General features: G+C 45.6%; 14 protein-coding genes and 3 CRISPR repeat arrays. All 14 genes read right to left on the bottom strand.

The window, feature by feature from the left end:
- Nucleotides 1-785, bottom strand: a 785-nt coding sequence (locus BFJ94_RS04980; protein ID WP_240431933.1) for an IS3 family transposase, incomplete at its 3' end; no start/stop codon positions are given.
- 11 nt (nt 786-796) lie between these two features.
- On the bottom strand, nt 797-1,114 hold the full coding sequence (locus BFJ94_RS04975; RefSeq protein WP_120461474.1) for an LA_3659 family protein: 318 nt from the start codon (nt 1,112-1,114) through the stop codon (nt 797-799).
- A 208-nt stretch (nt 1,115-1,322) separates the two neighbouring features.
- A CRISPR array of direct repeats spans nt 1,323-2,025; the repeat unit is 32 nt; unit sequence CTTTCAATCCACACTCCTGTGCAAGGAGTGAC.
- Nucleotides 2,026-2,220: 195 nt separating this feature from the next.
- Complete coding sequence (locus BFJ94_RS04970) at nt 2,221-3,096, bottom strand: DUF6602 domain-containing protein (protein WP_120461674.1); 876 nt, start codon at nt 3,094-3,096, stop codon at nt 2,221-2,223.
- Nucleotides 3,071-3,883: a type III-B CRISPR module RAMP protein Cmr6 gene (gene cmr6 / locus BFJ94_RS04965; protein WP_120461673.1), complete on the bottom strand. Its 813-nt coding sequence runs from the start codon at nt 3,881-3,883 to the stop codon at nt 3,071-3,073. The genes BFJ94_RS04970 and cmr6 overlap by 26 nt, the downstream gene beginning before the upstream one ends.
- The gene (gene cmr5 / locus BFJ94_RS04960) at nt 3,846-4,247 is read right to left on the bottom strand and encodes a type III-B CRISPR module-associated protein Cmr5 (RefSeq protein ID WP_120461672.1); all 402 of its coding nucleotides are present in this window, start codon (nt 4,245-4,247) and stop codon (nt 3,846-3,848) included. The genes cmr6 and cmr5 overlap by 38 nt, the downstream gene beginning before the upstream one ends.
- Nucleotides 4,244-5,194 (bottom strand): type III-B CRISPR module RAMP protein Cmr4, encoded by a 951-nt coding sequence (gene cmr4, locus BFJ94_RS04955; protein WP_120461671.1) that lies wholly within the window; start codon nt 5,192-5,194, stop codon nt 4,244-4,246. Before cmr4 ends, cmr5 begins: the two co-directional genes overlap by 4 nt.
- A gap of 16 nt (nt 5,195-5,210) precedes the next feature.
- A complete protein-coding gene (cmr3, locus tag BFJ94_RS04950) occupies nt 5,211-6,497 on the bottom strand; it encodes a type III-B CRISPR module-associated protein Cmr3 (RefSeq protein ID WP_120461670.1) in 1,287 nt (428 codons plus the stop codon).
- Nucleotides 6,460-8,334, bottom strand: a complete 1,875-nt coding sequence (cas10, locus tag BFJ94_RS04945; RefSeq protein ID WP_120461669.1) for a type III-B CRISPR-associated protein Cas10/Cmr2 — start codon at nt 8,332-8,334, stop codon at nt 6,460-6,462. Before cas10 ends, cmr3 begins: the two co-directional genes overlap by 38 nt.
- On the bottom strand, nt 8,310-9,644 hold the full coding sequence (cmr1, locus tag BFJ94_RS04940; protein ID WP_120461668.1) for a type III-B CRISPR module RAMP protein Cmr1: 1,335 nt from the start codon (nt 9,642-9,644) through the stop codon (nt 8,310-8,312). The genes cas10 and cmr1 overlap by 25 nt, the downstream gene beginning before the upstream one ends.
- A 271-nt stretch (nt 9,645-9,915) precedes the next feature.
- A CRISPR array of direct repeats spans nt 9,916-11,016; the repeat unit is 32 nt; unit sequence CTTTCAATCCACACTCCTGTGCAAGGAGTGAC.
- Between the two features lie 110 nt (nt 11,017-11,126).
- The gene (gene tnpC / locus BFJ94_RS04935; RefSeq protein WP_120465091.1) at nt 11,127-12,707 is read right to left on the bottom strand and encodes an IS66 family transposase; all 1,581 of its coding nucleotides are present in this window, start codon (nt 12,705-12,707) and stop codon (nt 11,127-11,129) included.
- A gap of 57 nt (nt 12,708-12,764) precedes the next feature.
- On the bottom strand, nt 12,765-13,118 hold the full coding sequence (gene tnpB / locus BFJ94_RS04930) for an IS66 family insertion sequence element accessory protein TnpB (RefSeq protein ID WP_120461667.1): 354 nt from the start codon (nt 13,116-13,118) through the stop codon (nt 12,765-12,767).
- The gene (gene tnpA, locus BFJ94_RS04925; RefSeq protein WP_120461666.1) at nt 13,112-13,420 is read right to left on the bottom strand and encodes an IS66 family insertion sequence element accessory protein TnpA; all 309 of its coding nucleotides are present in this window, start codon (nt 13,418-13,420) and stop codon (nt 13,112-13,114) included. The genes tnpB and tnpA overlap by 7 nt, the downstream gene beginning before the upstream one ends.
- Nucleotides 13,421-13,563: 143 nt before the next feature.
- Nucleotides 13,564-14,268: a CRISPR direct-repeat array (repeat unit 32 nt; unit sequence CTTTCAATCCACACTCCTGTGCAAGGAGTGAC).
- Between the two features lie 858 nt (nt 14,269-15,126).
- Nucleotides 15,127-16,107 (bottom strand): iron-hydroxamate ABC transporter substrate-binding protein, encoded by a 981-nt coding sequence (locus BFJ94_RS04920; RefSeq protein ID WP_120465090.1) that lies wholly within the window; start codon nt 16,105-16,107, stop codon nt 15,127-15,129.
- Nucleotides 16,108-16,256: 149 nt separating this feature from the next.
- Nucleotides 16,257-17,918 carry a helix-turn-helix domain-containing protein gene (locus BFJ94_RS04915; RefSeq protein ID WP_120461665.1) on the bottom strand — a complete coding sequence of 554 codons (1,662 nt, stop codon included), beginning with the start codon at nt 17,916-17,918 and terminating at the stop codon, nt 16,257-16,259.
- Nucleotides 17,919-17,921 lie beyond the last annotated feature (3 nt).

Genomic DNA, 17,921 nt, shown 5'->3' with positions numbered 1-17,921 from the left:
CGATTGTAATAAAACTCAATATATTGAAACAAAGCCTGGTAAGCTTGTTTCTTCGTTTTGAAGCGAGCATTGCAATAAATGAGTTCTTTTTTCAAAACACTATGCCAGGACTCGATGCACGCATTGTCATAGCAATTTCCTTTTCGACTCATACTGGATAGCATCTGGTACTTTTTCAACGTTTTTCGGTATTCATGGGAGGTATACTGAGTTCCACGGTCAGAGTGATGAATCAAGCCCTTCTTAGGACGTTTGGCTTTATAAGCGTCCTGTAAGGCTCCCAGCACCAGACTCGTCTCCATGTGGTTGTCTAAACGCCATCCTACAATCTCTCGAGTGCATAGATCCATAACACTCGCAAGATATAATCGCCCCTCCCGGCAAGGAATATACGTGATATCGGTTACCCAAACCGTGTTGGGTTGGGATACGTTAAATTGCTGATTCAGATGATTAGGTTCAATCGGATGGTCATGGTCAGAATCTGTAGTTCGCACGCGAAACTTCCTAGATACCACGGAGCGTAACTTCATTTCACGCATATACACACTCACCGTTCGTTCCGCAATGCAGTGCCCTTCCTGATGCAGAAGATGGGTGATTTTAGGGCTGCCATAACGCTTTTCATGGTCATGGAAATGGTACTGAATACGGTCCATCACAGCCTTCTTCCGAAGCGCCTGCTCGCAGGGTTTCTTGATTCTCCACTTGTAATAACCGCTCCGGGAAACCTGAAGGACTTTGCACATCTTCACCAAAGAGAACTCGGAGCGATGTTCTTCAATAAATTGAAATCTTAGTTCTTTGGTTTGCTGAAGATGTGCACTGCTTTTTTTACGATGGCTAGTTCTTCTTCGACATCTGCAATCTTTTGCTCTTTTTCCTGGAGTTGACGGCTCATTTCATTTAATTGGGCTTCCAACTCTCGTACCCGATCTACACGGGCTGCCGGTTCGTTCTTTAATTCCCGATACTGGCTCATCCATTGGTGTAAGGTACTTCGAGGAATATTCAATTCCTCCGCCAGATCGGCTACCGTTTTGGTTTGTTCTTGAATGAACCTTACCGTTTGTTTCTTGAACTCTTCGTTATAACGTTGTCTCTGTTCTCCCATGTGGACACCTCCGTTGGTCTCATTATCTCCAGTCTGTTAACTGGTGTCCACTTTTTATTCTAGCAGCAGGTGTTTCGTTAGATTTCGAATCGCCCTGTTTGGGAGCAAATAGCGGTATGGTGTTTCGTTAGATTACTAGAGGGTGGTAACCGACGCTCCTATGTAAGGAGTGTCGGTTACATTTTCGAGCGGATTTAAGCATGCACAACTTTCAATCCACACTCCTGTGTAAGGAGTGACGTTACGCGCGATGCTACTTGCGCTTGCTTCCCCGTCCTTTCAATCCACACTCCTGTGTAAGGAGTGACAGAAGTCCGGAGCTAGAGCCTGACAGAATCCGAACTTTCAATCCACACTCCTGTGCAAGGAGTGACGTCTAGTTTCCTCCGTAGATCGGCTGCACTTCCCTTTCAATCCACACTCCTGTGCAAGGAGTGACACGTGGCATAGCTCTGCTGTTGTATTATGCTGTACGCTTTCAATCCACACTCCTGTGCAAGGAGTGACTCTTATTCGTAAGCCGGAAAGGAGGTGTACGACATCTTTCAATCCACACTCCTGTGCAAGGAGTGACGCGTCTCCCCTTTTTTCGCGTGAAAACTCGTTTTATCTTTCAATCCACACTCCTTTGCAAGGAGTGACATCATGTGGTACACAGGACTTCAAGACCGCAAAGGCTTTCAATCCACACTCCTTTGCAAGGAGTGACCATCGACTTCCCGGTTGCTTCCGGCGCGACACGTACCTTTCAATCCACACTCCTTTGCAAGGAGTGACGCAAAGGAAAGTTAGAAAAAATCTTAGCACCGGATCTTTCAATCCACACTCCTTTGCAAGGAGTGACAAGATTACATTTTCTTTTGTTGCTCTGTACTTTTTCTTTCAATCCACACTCCTTTGCAAGGAGTGACTCCGCCACAAAACAGCCCTTATGGGACAAGGGCTGAGAGGCCCTAAAGTGCGAATGTCCATTTTCAGCATATTTATTTGTTAAAAAATGTATTGAAAATGCCGAGAACCCGCGCCACTACGCTGGTGCGAATCCCCCAGGGATTTCATGTGAGCTTGGGGTTCGCACCAACTGCTAATGGCGTTATAAATCGATTCTAATGCTCCAAATCTTTACTCGTTTTAGGATTTAAAACTCCATTTATCATCTCAACGTAAGCTAAATGTGGAAATAGTATAGGGTTATTAATTAGCATTAGCAATTGATTCAATTGAAACACTAATGACATGAGTGAAACTTCTTTGCTTTCATCTGAGCTTTTTATTTTATATTTGTCCAATGTGATATTTGAAATACTGTCTGCCTTTTTAATATTTTCTCCATACTTGGAATCCGCATGATTTAGTTTTTCATACCAATCACTAAGACATCCCTCTGCCATCACTGTCTTTAAATGATTATCTTCTACACTTATAACTATATCAAAATCATCTATCCAACTCTTCGTAGTTGTTTCATTTATATGACACAAGATGCGAATAGGTCTGGTTGATGTTTGAGTTAGCTCACCTTCTATTTTATCTGTTCCACATACTACACCACTGTACATTCTGACTATAGATTGTTGAGAAGTTTTTAGTTTTTTTATACTCTTAACCCATTTATCAATATTTTTACTATCTAACTTGTCACTCTTACATTGAACTACAACCGCCACGGCTTCAATCGGAATATATTTTATACTCCCATGGTTAAATATGTACGGAGTATACTGCTCATCAAAGATCGCTAAATCTACCTCTTTAGACACATTTTTATGAGAATCAATAATAAAAACAGAACGTTCAATAGAGAATTTTCTAGGAACAATCTTCTCAAATAGGGATTGCCATATTTCTTCTCTAAAACTACCAATCGTTACATAATGATTATCACAACTTAAACGCAACTGACTTACAATTGACTTCTCCAACTGCACATAGTTATCCGCAATATTTTTTATAATATCAGCACTGGTTACTTGATTCCCCATCTGCATGTCCTCCTTCTACAAAGCTAAATTTCCCATATCCCGAATTCGTCTTACCTCCAAGACCTACATGCTCAACTGTGGCCTTGATGATGTCTTGAGCTAGATCGAGCCATTTTGTATCCTGGGAATCCTCGGAATTACAAGTGATAAGTATACAAAATTTTGTGTTTCTACTCACAGTCAAAAAATGAACTGGCACAGGATCATCATCATCTCGTGGTGCGGCCTTAGCCCCATCGTTATAACCCTGATGATGAGGCGTCATCACATCTAATTCCACCAAATTTTTATTATTTTTAGGAAAAGCATCATAGTAATGAATCAGACCCGCTTGTTCCTCAGAACCGAATAGTGTCCTGTAATAGACGCCATCCCTCTTAAATCCCGCATCTTCATTTCCTAAATATTGATGACAGAAATGAGCAGCCGCTCCCTTAATTGCAGTTCCAGGAATATAAGGGACATCATAGACAGGATGAAGGGTCAAATTAGTCTCTAACACTGAACGTTGTCCAAGCCCGATAACCAAGGGAGAATCATTCTTTACAATAAGCAGACGTGAATATTTCGGATCTACCTGATTATAAAATTGCTTCATCCGGTGCTTGTACCATTCATATTGATCTGGGTGCCATCTTTTAATAATTTTCTCATAAAAAACCTTCTTACTCTCACCCTTATCTCGAATCACTGACAGCAAATCAGATTGTTTGGATGCCCCCTTCAACTTCGTCAACGCCAAATGAAGGTTAATCGTCAAGGTCTCTTGTCTGTTCATTGTCATCATCTGCTTCTCCCCCCTCTACCTTCAAAATAGCCTCGGCATAGCGTTTAAACCAAACAGACGCTTGGAGAGCTCGTCTCGTCAGATGTCGATATTGGCTACTCTGCTCCGGCAACTCTTCATTCCAGTTTTGTATTCCAAGAACAGAACCCAAATCAGCAATATAATTTTGATGCATCTCACCCTTATTTACACTTTCGAAGTAGGCCACCGTTAGCCTTAGACCATTCAACATCACCATTGCAGGAAATCTGTGACATAATCTGCCGTACTCTTGAGCATTAGCTTTGGATTGGACATGAGCATTTTCTATTCGCTTAATGCAATTGTAAGCCGTCTGAGCATAATAATGATCCTGAGATTTCATCGTTCTCCCCCTCCCTCTGGAATACGGAAGCGTACACGACCTTTACCAACACTCGCATTCCCTCCAATTTGCAGCTGGGTTTCCCCCTCCAAATCCCGGAGTATATTAGCCTCACTATAGCCTGAAGAACTTCTAAGATTATCGCACCAGACAATCCCGTACAATATTGATTCCACTGGCAGATACTCCTCCGTCCATAGGTGTCCTTTTTTGACGATCTTTTTCTCATCATCCATACGAATGCGAGTCACCACTTCACAACACATGGTCACAAAATATTGGAAAGCATCATCTGACACCATAACAACACGCTCTTTAAACATCTTCTGGGATAGAGGATCTGAGAATATTTGTTTGGAAAGGACCTCCATACATCTATCGAATATCGAATCTTTCTCATACTTTGAGCGACACTCGAATTCATCCAAATAAATGATCCCGTCACTATCTTTATTTTTATTGAAATTAGTAACTATAGCTTGAACCTCATCGGAAATCAAACCATTAACCCAATTAAGCATCTCCTCATATTTATCCGGATTCCTATCGTTATGATTTTCCGATAATCCCGCTGCGCTCAGGTCTCTGAGGAACCGTTGGATAACCAAAGGACAAGTTACATAAGCAAATGTTCCGTATTGACTAGCTACAGGAAATGCAAAGAGGCGGCTATCCGAGAATACAACCGCACCTGCATTGGATTCATTCTCATCATGCGCCTTCCCAAAAGCCGTATCGATCCACGCTTGCGTTATTTTTTGCGGGTTGGTATTCATTTGCCGAGTATAGTAATCTCTTTGAACCCCTTTTACACTGCTACCAGGAATGAAAGGCCACTCGGTAATCCGTTCTCTCATCATCGGAAGATCTATAATTCCCACACCTTGTCCCGCGCCAATATGTACGGGAGATATGCAGTGCATAAAATATAATTTACTATTAGTCATCGTCTAACCCTCCAAATTATTTACTAGGCTCCCAAACTCCCCATAATGCCAGACCAAATCCATCTTCATGATCAAAAGCAGACTTTCTGCGATTTTCATCGGATACTGAAGCCAGCCACTTCAGTTTCACGAGATCTTCGGCATTCCCCTTTGTTACTTCGAAGAAATATACACTTCCAGCAGGAACTAATCTGCGTACCGGTTTCTCCCTGCCTGTCTTCTCATTTTTTTGAGCTGAATTTTCCTTACTATGATCCTCTGGAATCTCGCCATATCTCCAACCGGATACAGGTTGCCATCTCGGAATACAAGCAAAAAGAAGCCTTAAATTCACCCCTGATTCCCAAGCATTCTCATATACAAGCTCCTCATTAAAACCTCCCGGAAGCCAACCCTTGGAGAAATAAGCTGGAGTGGCTAAAACCATACGAATGTATGTCTTCTCCTTCACGGCGTTCAATATAGACTCAGGGCATTTCCAATAAGCGGAAGTTTCATGATTATCTGCACTGAAATGAGCAAGTCTTCTCTTGCCTCCCAGGGAATGAACAAGCGACAAATCCCTTGGCCAATCTATATTTGACTGTGATACATCAACTGCCACGAGCATGCTCATTCCATCGGGAAGGATAATCGATTCAGTAGAGAATAATTTCTGATCCTCCGCCGTATAAGTCGTATGATCGATGGCAGTATGAACTCTCTCTTCACGGGGAAACTTCTCAATAAAATGACTACCATTCTGCTTCTCGCTCCATCTTTTCAGTTCTCTGCCCCAATCCTCCTGGGATAATTCGTCCAGTAGCCACTGATGCATAAGTGTCGCTGACATATATGCCGGAGCCTCGGAAGTTTCTTTATGTACCTGCTTACTCATCGGCAGCCATAATAGATTCTCATACAAACCATTTGTACCGATTCCATAAAATCCTTCGCCTTCAAGAAGCTGAACAGGTCTGCGGATATCCACGCCTAGTTTCTTATTCTCAGTAGAATGATAGAACCCTACATCCTGAGGTACGGGATAAAATATCTCCCCGTCCTTCTCATATAAAGGCCCTCGCACGACCACTTTGCTTTTTTTGGAACTAAGCTGTCTGTAAATATTTCGATCTCCATTTATAATCGGGTTTACATCCTTGCTATACTTCCCCAGCACAGTGCGAATCGTACCTGCCAATACACTTGGAGACACATCACTTAGGGAGTGTGCCTTAATTCCAGGTGTCATATCAAAGGGACGACCATCACGAATCATCAACGGATCAAGAGGTTGTATTCTCAATATTTGCATCAGTCTCATAACCTGCCTTCTCTAAAGTCACAGCAATAATCAATTGTTCAGCTAACAATTTCAATGGGAGTAATCTATCTTCCTCAGATTGATTTACGGACTCATACATGCCTCTAAGTAATGGTAAAGCCTCAACTGCTAAATTCTCATCCATACTGCTTGTTAGAAGCTCCGGGCTTTTCTTTTTGAGAGATCGTTCAATTTCCTGCCATATAAGGATATGTAACTCACTATCGGTGATCTTCCACTTTTTAGGGCCTAGCATCTGTTCGTACTTCATATACAAGTCCCTTAATCCGTATGCAAATTGAGAAGATAGAACTCCCTGCCGAAAAAGACCGATAAGCTTCTGTATATTATTTACAGGGTCTGTCGAGAATGGAAGACTGATTCTCATCAAATCTCCGCCGCTACGCTTCTGAAAAAATACCGCCAATTCATCTTTACGAGCCTTGGCCATTTTCTCTGCATTCCGTGCTAATTCGCGGACTTCTTCGAGCCGTTCACGCATATGGACAATCGCCAAGCCGACAGATAATGTGGGAGCTTTCTTGTCTTTCGGCACTGCATTCTGCAGAATTTCTGCAAATCTCTTACGGAGTTCATTGGATACCTCGAGACATCTATGTAGTGGAACGTACGCCATAATATCGTCCCCGCCACTGTAAATAAGCTCACCTTCGCAAGCCTTCACAATTTGTTTGGCCTCTGAAGCAAACTGGGAAAGGTGCTTGCTGAAATTCTGATGCTCACTGGAAGTGGCAAAACTGCGCACCAAATCCCCCATTCCATCGCCATCGCACTGAATGAACGCATAATATGGAGTGAATTGAACACCGATGGTGCTCAGACGATCATATAAGTTCTGCAAATCTACTTTTATCGATTTTATAATTTCAGTTCGTTGTTCCTCGGTTGTGTTACGTGCAGCATGTTCGTTAACATAATCATCTATACGGCTCTCATAGAATAAGCGAGAGTCATAGCTGTCAATACTGTCTCCATCTAGCTTCAAGATTGAACTAAGTCTCTGTCGTAGGCTAGAGTAATAGCGATCCACCTCCACTTTGCATTCTGGATTAGTGTGAACTTTCTTTTGGAATGATTTGAACACAGTCTCGCATACCGATGGAAAACTATAGCTTCCTTCTGTAATTTGTATCGATAGTCGCTTCACCAAAGATATCGCATCCATGGTTTCATTCTTCTTAATTCCCTTTTTGCGAAACTCTTCATAACGATCCATCCAGAGAACAGATTCCCGTCCGGCATCCAGACTAGATTTCTGCTCACCAAATAATCGCCCGGGTTCATTCTGCTTAAAATCTCGTAATGCCTTACGAGCAGACAATAGTTGTTCTGTTCTTTCTCGAACTAGACGGTATTCGTTATCGCTATCAAGCCTTGACCAAGCAGCATAAAACTCGATCACATCTTTGATTTGTCGATCCCATGCCCCTTCATTGATCCAGCCCTGCAATTCACTCTTAGCTTGCTCTGTATATTCTCTCCATTTCTTTGTAATTGCCTTACGAACTGTTTGTGCAATCTGTTTAGGATCATTTGTCTCTACAATGGCATAAATCTTGTTAGCAACCTTTAACTCCGCTAGTTTCTGCTTGTCCGCCAAGATATCTTTATCGAAATATGGGCTGATAAGCTCACCGTGCTGTTCATCAATAGTTATAGCAACTACCTTACTTAATTCAGAGAGCAAATGAGATCCGAACCATAAATCACGTGTTCTCCGGGCTTGAGCAATGAATTCTTGAACAGGTCCGATAGAGAAGATCATTAACGCTTTGAAGGCTTCTTGCTGCTCTAACTGTTTTTCCCGCTCTTCCACTTCCTAACCTCCTCACTGTTTAAAAACGCTTCAATTGCCGATTCATAGGATTGGTCTTTATTGCGCATTGGATTTTTATCTTTATTTTCACCTGGTTTTTCTGGCTTCTTATAAGTTGGTATGGATGTGTAGATTTGATGTGCATAGATTTTTTTCAGAACTTTACCTCTTTGCTTCTTTAATACGAGCTCCTTTATCCTTGGCTGATTCAGCACGATGATTGCTCCATACCCCTGTTTCTCATTTATTGCTATTGCTTTCGTAATCACTGGGGAGGCGAGTCTTGTCTTTTTTTCACTTAGGATCAGTTCAGTTCGATAAGGATCCTTACCCGGTTTAAAGCTGAATACGATAGGCAATCCAAATTGCGCTCTAGGAAAAGCAATATCATTCTTTTTAAGAGAAATAGTAATTGGATCTTTGTGCCTTGTTTCAAATTCGCCTGTTATTTTACGAATAGAATCTGCTTCTGGCCAATGACTCCTACCCTTCCCTTTATTAGCTCGTCTCCGAAAACTTTTGTATGCCTCTATGACTTCGTTCCATGCATACTGTATATCTTTTTTATTTTCCTGTATTGTGATAGTGCTTAAAGTAGGCCATTCTCTTACTTGATCTTGTTCTAAAATCTCAATTCGATATTTTCTCATATTATCCTGGAACCACTTTTCAAGCTTACTTTCATGGACCTCTGACTCTTTTAACGAGAAATATTCACAATATAGACTGCCGCATCCCCTTCTCGTTCTTGTCCCTATCCCACCGAAATTAATCCAGGCCCATAGCGCTGCTTCTATTTCAGTTCTTACACTTTGATCTGCATACTCAATATGGAGTCTAAAGCTGAAATCCTTGCTATATTTAGTAGATGACTTGTTTTCTCTAAACGGAAAAAAAACATAACTAGGATCTAAATTTCTTTGTAAATCTGAGACTGCATTTTTTATTTCATCATGGTCCACCCAAATCTTTACCGAACTTGGACGATTCGTATTTCCAAAAATCTCGCTCTCACGTTCATATAGTTCCTTTTCATTTTTAAACTGTGCTCCTTTTGTAGCCCGCCACCAGAAACGAAGATGTCCACGAATAGAAGAGCTGCGTATAGGATACTTTTCATTTATTTTCCCTGCTTCAGCGCTCCCGCCAAACATAGGAGTAACTACGCGTATTTCATAGAATCCCTGATCTTGTACACTTGAACCTTCAAATTTCCTGTTTTTTGCTTTCCTAAGGTCCATAGAGACTTTGGTAACCATATCCTGCAACTGCTCTAATTGTAGATCTCCTATTGTAAAATCCTCCGGCAAACTAACCCCTCCCTTATGAACTAGTTAAGTAGGAAAATAGTATCATATTCATATAATTCTCCATGATTACCTAAATTTCCTTTATCGTCCTTTAAAAAAAGCTAAAAAACTCACATCTGCTATAGACATGAGTTTTTTCTTTAATATTTGCTTTTGAATTTGCGTTGTTCTGCGCTAAAACAAGCGATTATCGATGCACAACTGACATTTCTGTAGATTATGGGTTTACTGGGACTTCTGTATGAGCGGGTGAAAGTGAGGTGTATGCAGGCTTTCAATCCACACTCCTGTGCAAGGAGTGACACCATATACTCACACTCTGAAATACTTACATTACATCTTTCAATCCACACTCCTGTGCAAGGAGTGACCATCCAATCCAGCTCCGCTCCGTAGAGACATTATCTTTCAATCCACACTCCTGTGCAAGGAGTGACAGCTCGTTTACATCTTCCGCGCTCGCCGCATCGATCTTTCAATCCACACTCCTGTGCAAGGAGTGACGTTCTTTGCCTTCTCTTTGTACCAATCCTTATCCTTTCAATCCACACTCCTGTGCAAGGAGTGACTTTCCAGCTACTGTTATGTATACTCTGTTAGATCTTTCAATCCACACTCCTGTGCAAGGAGTGACCTGCGCAATTCGTCGGCTTTTATTTTCCGTATGAGCTTTCAATCCACACTCCTGTGCAAGGAGTGACGAGGTTTGAGCATGGAGCTTAAAAATATAACATTTCTTTCAATCCACACTCCTGTGCAAGGAGTGACGTTGATCCGAGGAAACGGGCTATACATCCCTGCGGCTTTCAATCCACACTCCTGTGCAAGGAGTGACACCGCCGAGGAATAATGATATGCTCCCATCATTGACTTTCAATCCACACTCCTGTGCAAGGAGTGACTTTGTGTTACCACTAGTCAAATCCCTAGCTGACACACTTTCAATCCACACTCCTGTGCAAGGAGTGACGACGACACAATCCAATCCATCGCTGAAAACATCGTTCTTTCAATCCACACTCCTGTGCAAGGAGTGACTCTTCCCCTGTCCCATCACTTCTGAAGTCCAGTATCTTTCAATCCACACTCCTGTGCAAGGAGTGACATATATCAGCTTCTTTAATAACAGGTTCTACTCTGACTTTCAATCCACACTCCTGTGCAAGGAGTGACATAATTGGTATGCCGCTTGTCTTTGAGTACCACGCTTTCAATCCACACTCCTGTGCAAGGAGTGACACCAACGCTAAGTTTACAATCGAAAATGATAGTCTTTCAATCCACACTCCTGTGCAAGGAGTGACGGAAATCGCGGTTCTTCTCCTTCGCTTTGGTGGGAACTTTCAATCCACACTCCTGTGCAAGGAGTGACTGCTTCTTTGGCGAAGGCTCTGGACGATTACGACTTTCAATCCACACTCCGTGAACGTCAAATAGACCCCACCTAGCGGACAGACTGGGGCCCGTGTATGATGAATGAGATTAGTTTAGACGACAGAAGTCCGGTAATGTCGATGACCACGGCATGAAGGGCTCTAATACCTGCGCCTCTTGCAGATTAACCTGTTGCGGCAATTGTTCAAACAGGTACGTGAGATAACGGAACGGATGCAGCCCATTTTCCTTGGCCGTCTCGATTACGCTGTAGATTGCTGCGCTAGCTGCAGCTCCCCTCGGTGTATAGGCAAACAGCCAGTTTTTTCGTCCGATCACAAACGGCTTGATCGAACGCTCCCCGCGGTTATTGTCAATCTCCAGCCGACCATCTTTCAGGAAAGCCGTCAGTTTGTCCCACTGGTTCAGACTGTAGGCAATCGCCTGACCCAGCAAGCTCTTCGGCATCGTCCGGGGTTTCTGCTGACGTAGCCAAGCATAATAACCATCCAGCACCGGACGGCTTTGCTCCTCACGTGCCTTCCGTCGTTCCTCAGGCGTCGCTTCTTTGAGCTCCCGCTCAATGGCAAATAGCTGGTTGCACCAGGCAAGCCCTTGCGCAGCCACACTGTGCGGATTGCTTCTGGCCTCCGGCGCCGCTTTCAGGGCTTCATCGTATTTGCGACGCGCATGCGCCCAGCATCCAACCAGTGTCACATCCTTGACCTTGTGGTAGCCGGGGTACCCATCCACATGCAGATAGCCGTTGAACCCCGCCAGCATATCTCTCGGATGTTCGCCGCCTCGCGTACGCTGGTAGTCGTAGAGCACCACCGGACCCACTCCTTGACCTGTGCGGTACAGCCACATATACGACTCCGACTGCGCCGCTTTCCCAGGCTCCTTCAGCACCTGCAGCGTTGTCTCGTCCGCGTGCAGCACCTCTTGCTTCAGCAAATACCGTTTCATTTCCGCGACAACGGGTTTTAGCCACTGCTCCGCGCCGTAGATCATCCAGTTCGCCATCGTTTGCCTCGACAGCGGATACCCCAAACGGGCCCAATCCTGCTCTTGCCGGTACAGTGGCAGACTATTGACGTATTTTTGGCACATGATATGCGCCATCGCCGATGGCGAGGCTAGACTGCCAGGATAGACGGGCCGAGGCATCGGGGCCGTGAGGATCGGCGTTTGCAGCTCGTGGCGCTCGCAATGACGGCAGGCATACACGTGACGCACATGCTCTACGAGCTTGACCTGTGGGGGCATCACTGCAATTTCACGGCGGGTCTCCGTGGTCATCTCATGCAGCGAGCCCCCGCAGCAGTCGCAGATTTGCTCGTGTTCCGCAAGGGTATACGTGACGGTTTCCACCGGCAGTTTGGATAGATCGGCTTCGCGTTTGCCGCTGGTTTTACGGCGCTCATACGTGATCGATTCTTTTTCCGGTTCTGGCAAAGCCGTTACTTCCGCTTCGTTAAACAGATTCAGCTCCAGTTGATCCGGATGCGTCTTCTCGCTGGAAGCGCCAAAGCGCTTCTGCTGCGCGAGCCGAAACTGTTCTTCATACCACTTCAGTTTCGCGGACAGCTCGGCAAGCTCCCGTTCCTGCTGGCGATTTTGTTGTTCCAACTGGGCATTTTGCTGTTGAAGTTGTTCAAGGGTGAGGGATTCCGGTTCATTTTTCATGAGGGTATGATTCGACAAGCGCAGCTCCAAATCCTGCATGCCCTAGTTTAGATCCTATTAGATCGCTACTTCCGGCGAAACAGGGGCATGCGCCTGACGCTGGGTGAGCGAAAGGCCGTCCAGCAGCCAGCGCAGTTCACGCTGCGAAAGGCACAAAGGAGTCGTGCCGCCTGCGGGCCACTGAAACGAACCACGTTCCAGTCTGCGATAGTAGAGCCAGAAGCCGGCATGATCCCAGTGCAGGATTTTGAGCTTGTCCCGCCTGCGATTGCAGAACACAAACAGCGCCGGGGAAAACGGGTTAAGCGCGAATTGCTCCTGCACGATCGCCGCAAGTCCGTCAATGGATTTACGCATGTCGGTTGCGCCACAAGCCAGATATACCGGTGATGCTGAAGTGAAACTCAGCATAACGGGGCAAGAGCCGCAACCACGTCGCGAAGCAGCCCCGGTTCAAAACCGGAACGAACATCGATCCGAGCGACCCCGACTTGGATTTGAAGCGATTCGGTTGCTGCAGCCTGATGGGTAACCGTAACCGGACGGAAGGTAGTGGCGGAAGCGGCCTGATCTTGTCTTTGGGCTTTGTAGAGCCAGTATTTTAATTGATGAACGGTCAGATTCTGCTCCGCGCACCAAGCTTTCATCGTTTGCCCACTGGCCCGATAAGCCTGAATTCGTTCCGCCCATAACGCCTGTAAATTCATCTCCATTCACAATCCATCCTTTCGTATGTGTGATGGATTTATTGTGACTGATTCAAACCATTATGGACAGGTGTGCTGGGTTTGACGCTTACCACACTCCTGTGCAAGGAGTGACCCCTGCTTCGGCGCAGTGTACTGGGCAAGATCCGCTTTCAATCCACACTCCTGTGCAAGGAGTGACCCTTGCTCGATATGATCAAACAACTCGGAGAGGACTTTCAATCCACACTCCTGTGCAAGGAGTGACCTGTTAATATCAAAACTTCCAGAGTAACGAACAATCTTTCAATCCACACTCCTGTGCAAGGAGTGACTTTCAATTGAATTGACAAAGACGGTCCAAACCTTCTTTCAATCCACACTCCTGTGCAAGGAGTGACTAGATAAGCGGGAATTGTTTGAGACGATCAGACACTTTCAATCCACACTCCTGTGCAAGGAGTGACCTTCGTGGTCGAAATAATAACGTTCAGATTTGGAAACTTTCAATCCACACTCCTGTGCAAGGAGTGACCGTTTCTTCTGTGACCGCCCTTCCAGACCATTGCAATCTTTCAATCCACACTCCTGTGCAAGGAGTGACAACGAAGGAGGCCGCATAAATGGCGATTACACAGGTCTTTCAATCCACACTCCTGTGCAAGGAGTGACTTTACATAGCGATTCAGGCGGGCGGCTGGATTTTGCTTTCAATCCACACTCCTGTGCAAGGAGTGACGCCCTTGTATTTGTCCCGTTCTGTCCTGGACAGGATTCTTTCAATCCACACTCCTGTGCAAGGAGTGACGTGAATCGGAAAACGATGGACGGCATAAAAGTCGTCTTTCAATCCACACTCCTGTGCAAGGAGTGACTCCGCCCCAAAACAGCCCTTATGGAGCAAGGGCTGAGAGGCCCTAAAGTGCGAATGTCCATTTTCAACGAAACTATTTGTGAAAAAATGTATCGAAAATGCCCGGAAGCCGCGCCGCTACGTCGGTGCGAATCCCCCGGGGATTTCATGTGAGCTTGGGGTTCGCACCAGTGTTTTTCTAACGGAATGAAGCACCACATTTCCACAATTTCACACTTGGTTTGGCCGATCGCCAGAGTTACATTCCACTTTTCACACTTTGGCCGTACCTCAGTTACTTTGCGCAAAACATCGAATTACTTAGGTAACATCCACCTACTTTTGAGCAACCCCAGTTTCTTTTTGAGGTAACCTGCCACTTATTGCTAATGATAACTTCTATTTTACCGTAGTAATCTCCTTCCTGTCCCCCTTTAGAAAAAAAGCCTGCAAATATGCAGGAATTTAGCAAGGATATCCTCCTAAGGGGGTAAATTCCTGCGAAAATGCATCTTTTTTCTTCGAATCAGCTCATTTTCAGCCAAAAGAGATGAAAAGCCTGCACATTTGCAGGAATTTACTCGTAACTGGTGGTTTTGGGCTGAAAAGCCTGCATTTATGCAGGTTTGAGGTTCTAAGGTGGAGTGGAGGGTTCATGCGACTGGTGATCCGAGACTAATTTGCTCCACGGGGGAAGATAGGCGATGCGGTTAGCTCACTCTTCACTCTTGGCTACTCTTACAATCAAACTAGTTTCCCCAACCGCAGAGTTGTTTAGTTACTATTATAGCCACAAAGAAAAACCCACGCCATTCAGACGTGGGCTTCTCATCCTAATCCTATACTTCCCGACCCATACTTTCCCGCTACTCACTCTACGCTACTTATTCTCGTCTCCAAGGAAACTTTTGATGAAGAAGTCCAGCTGGTACTCCATGCTAAGCGGATCGTTGAAGTAGAAGGCTTTAGCATCTGCTTCGTAGACATGGTTATTCTTGACGGCTGGGAGGTTCTTGTAGGTTTCGGTATTTTGGAAGGAGTTATCTTCTTCCGCATTTTTACTGAAAATCACGTAGTCGCCAAGGTAATCCTTAAGCACTTCCGTAGAGAGGGCGAGGTAGCCGTCCTTCTCCGTAGCTTCCTTGACCTTCTCTGGCATGGAGAGTCCGAAGGCTTGGTACAGGATTTCAGTACCCCGGCCAAAATTATCGCCATACACATAGAGCTGTTTATTGAATGTCTCGATTACTGAGACGGTAGCATTCTCACCGATCTTGGCCTTGATCTCTTCTCCGGCCTTCTTCGTGCGGGCTTGGAAGTCATCGACCCAGGCTTGTGCTTCCTTCTCCTTATTTAGCAATTTGCCGATCTCCAGCTGCTGGGTAAGGTAATCCAGCTTGCCGTAGGTATAAGTCACCGTTGGTGCGATTTGCTTGAGCTTGTCGATATTCTTAATATCGGACTGCCCGATAATCAGATCCGGCTCCAGCTCGATAATCTTCTCCAGACTCTCATCGGTCACGTCCTCTACATCCTTCAACTGCTCCTTGAAATTCGGGTTCTCCTTGGACATTTCATCCACCCCGACCAGAGGCACGCCGAGAAGCATCACATTACCAGTCAAGAATCTAGTAATAACGACAACCCGCTGTGGGTTCTTCGGAACCTCAACAGGACCATTCTCGGACTGATACGTAAAAGTACCTGCTTCCCCACTCTCCGTATTTGCCTCACCTGCCGTATTGGCCGCAGGCGTTTGGGACGCCTCCCCTTCATTTCCTACATGGTTAGCCGGCTCCCCACCGCATGCGCTAAGCGCAACGACTAGCAGAAGAACTAGCGGAATAAACAGCTTCTTCATCGTATGACTTTCTCCCCTTTTCAAATGCTGTGCTTCGAATATGCGAATGATTCTATCTTTGATTTTGAAAATCATTCTCAATTACATATCTAATTATATGAACCTCTTATCCGCCGAACCATGCCTTTTTGTTGGAAAAATAGCTTGTACTATTGATAGCCACCCAATAATACTAACGCACGCTGAAGCTGCAATCGGATAGACACCGGATTATACGGCACCCATTCATCTACATCGAGGAAATCTACCTTGTGCTGCTGCACTGCAGGAAGCGCCATCCAAGACGTTGATCTGAAAAAATCATCCGCATGGACCTTTTCCCCCTTCTCATCCGGATATACCACAACCAGTATACGCGACCCGGCGTACCGTCCCAGATCAGTCTCTTCAATCATAACCGAATGGAATTGATCCCCCTGCCTGCTCATCTCTTCCGCGATCAGCGCCGGTGGCTGCAGGCCCAATGATTGGTAAATTACATAACCGACATTCCGTCCGCCATATACAAACAGCCCTTCAGGCTTGACAACGAGGATCGTAATGATCTCCTCCGCCACTGGAGTATGCTCCAATTGCAGACGCGCCACCCGCTCCTCCTGCTCGAACTCGTGCAGCCATTGCTCCGCCCGCTCACTCCTCTGAATTGCCCGGGCGATCAGGCGCAGGTGCTCCTTCCATCCCAGCTTCATCCAGGCGATCTCCACGACCGGGGCGATGGCCCGCAGTTGCTCCGAGCTAAGTCCGTACTGCTGTAGATGCTCTGTAGCTGCAATAATGAGCTCCACATGATTGTGCAGCAGCATCGTCTTCACCTGCTCCAATGGGCTATGAATATCGATCAGCTTCATCAACTGTGGCTGCAAATCCGCCGTATTCACATACTCACTGGTATCCGTTAACGTCACAGTCGGCTCTACCCCAAGCATCAACAGATGACTTGCATAAGGCGAGAGCAGTGCGGCCACACGCTGGACTCCATCCTGCGTATAAGCGGAAGGTGATATCCCGGTCTGCTGCTTGAAACGGCGGCTAAGATAAAACTCATCCTTATAGCCCACCTTCTGGGCAATTTCCCGGAGCGTACCCGATTCGCTGAGCAGCAGCTCCTTCGCCCGGTGTACACGCAGCCTCGACAGATACTCACTTGGGCTGAATCCAGTCTGCTGCTTGAACAGGATTGAGAAATGCGAGTGGCTGACACCAGCCATAGCGGCCAGCTTCTCGCGGGTGATGCGTTCACTATAATGCATCTCCAAATAAGCGATGCTCCGGTCTATTGAAGGCTGGCTGTCAGTCTCGGCAGCTTCGAACCCGGCATTCTGCTGTTCCAACAACTCAAGAAGGAGCTGATGCAGTAGGAGCTGATTCTGCACATGGCGCAGCTCACTGACAGGAAGACGATGTGTATACAGTTCCTCTATATGAGTAATCATTTCAGTTTTAGTAGGATAGTATCGGAAAATTGAACTGGAGACGATCTCACTACTGCGCACCAGTGCCCCAGCGGCTCCCCCTCGCTCCTGCTCATAGGCATGGATCACCAGCTTATAGGCATGTAAAGGATGCGGAAGCTTGGCCCTTAGTACCGCATCTATATGGGCAGGCACCAGCATGATGCTGCCTTCCTCAAGTTCATAGATTTGATCATAAGCACTCAGAATGCCCCTCCCACCAGCTATCGCAATCAGCACAGCTGAATCTTCATGGATCGGATGCAGCGGCATGCTCGAGGTGCAGTATAAGGAATGAATGCTGCTGACAGCATATAATGGGAAGCGGGACTCCACCCACTCCGGGACAATATAATCCACTCG

The organism is Paenibacillus aceti (genome assembly GCF_003614185.1).
Classification (GTDB): domain Bacteria; phylum Bacillota; class Bacilli; order Paenibacillales; family Paenibacillaceae; genus Fontibacillus; species Fontibacillus aceti.
Note: the sequence above shows the minus strand (reverse complement) of the source record. Positions and strands in the feature narration are given on the sequence as shown.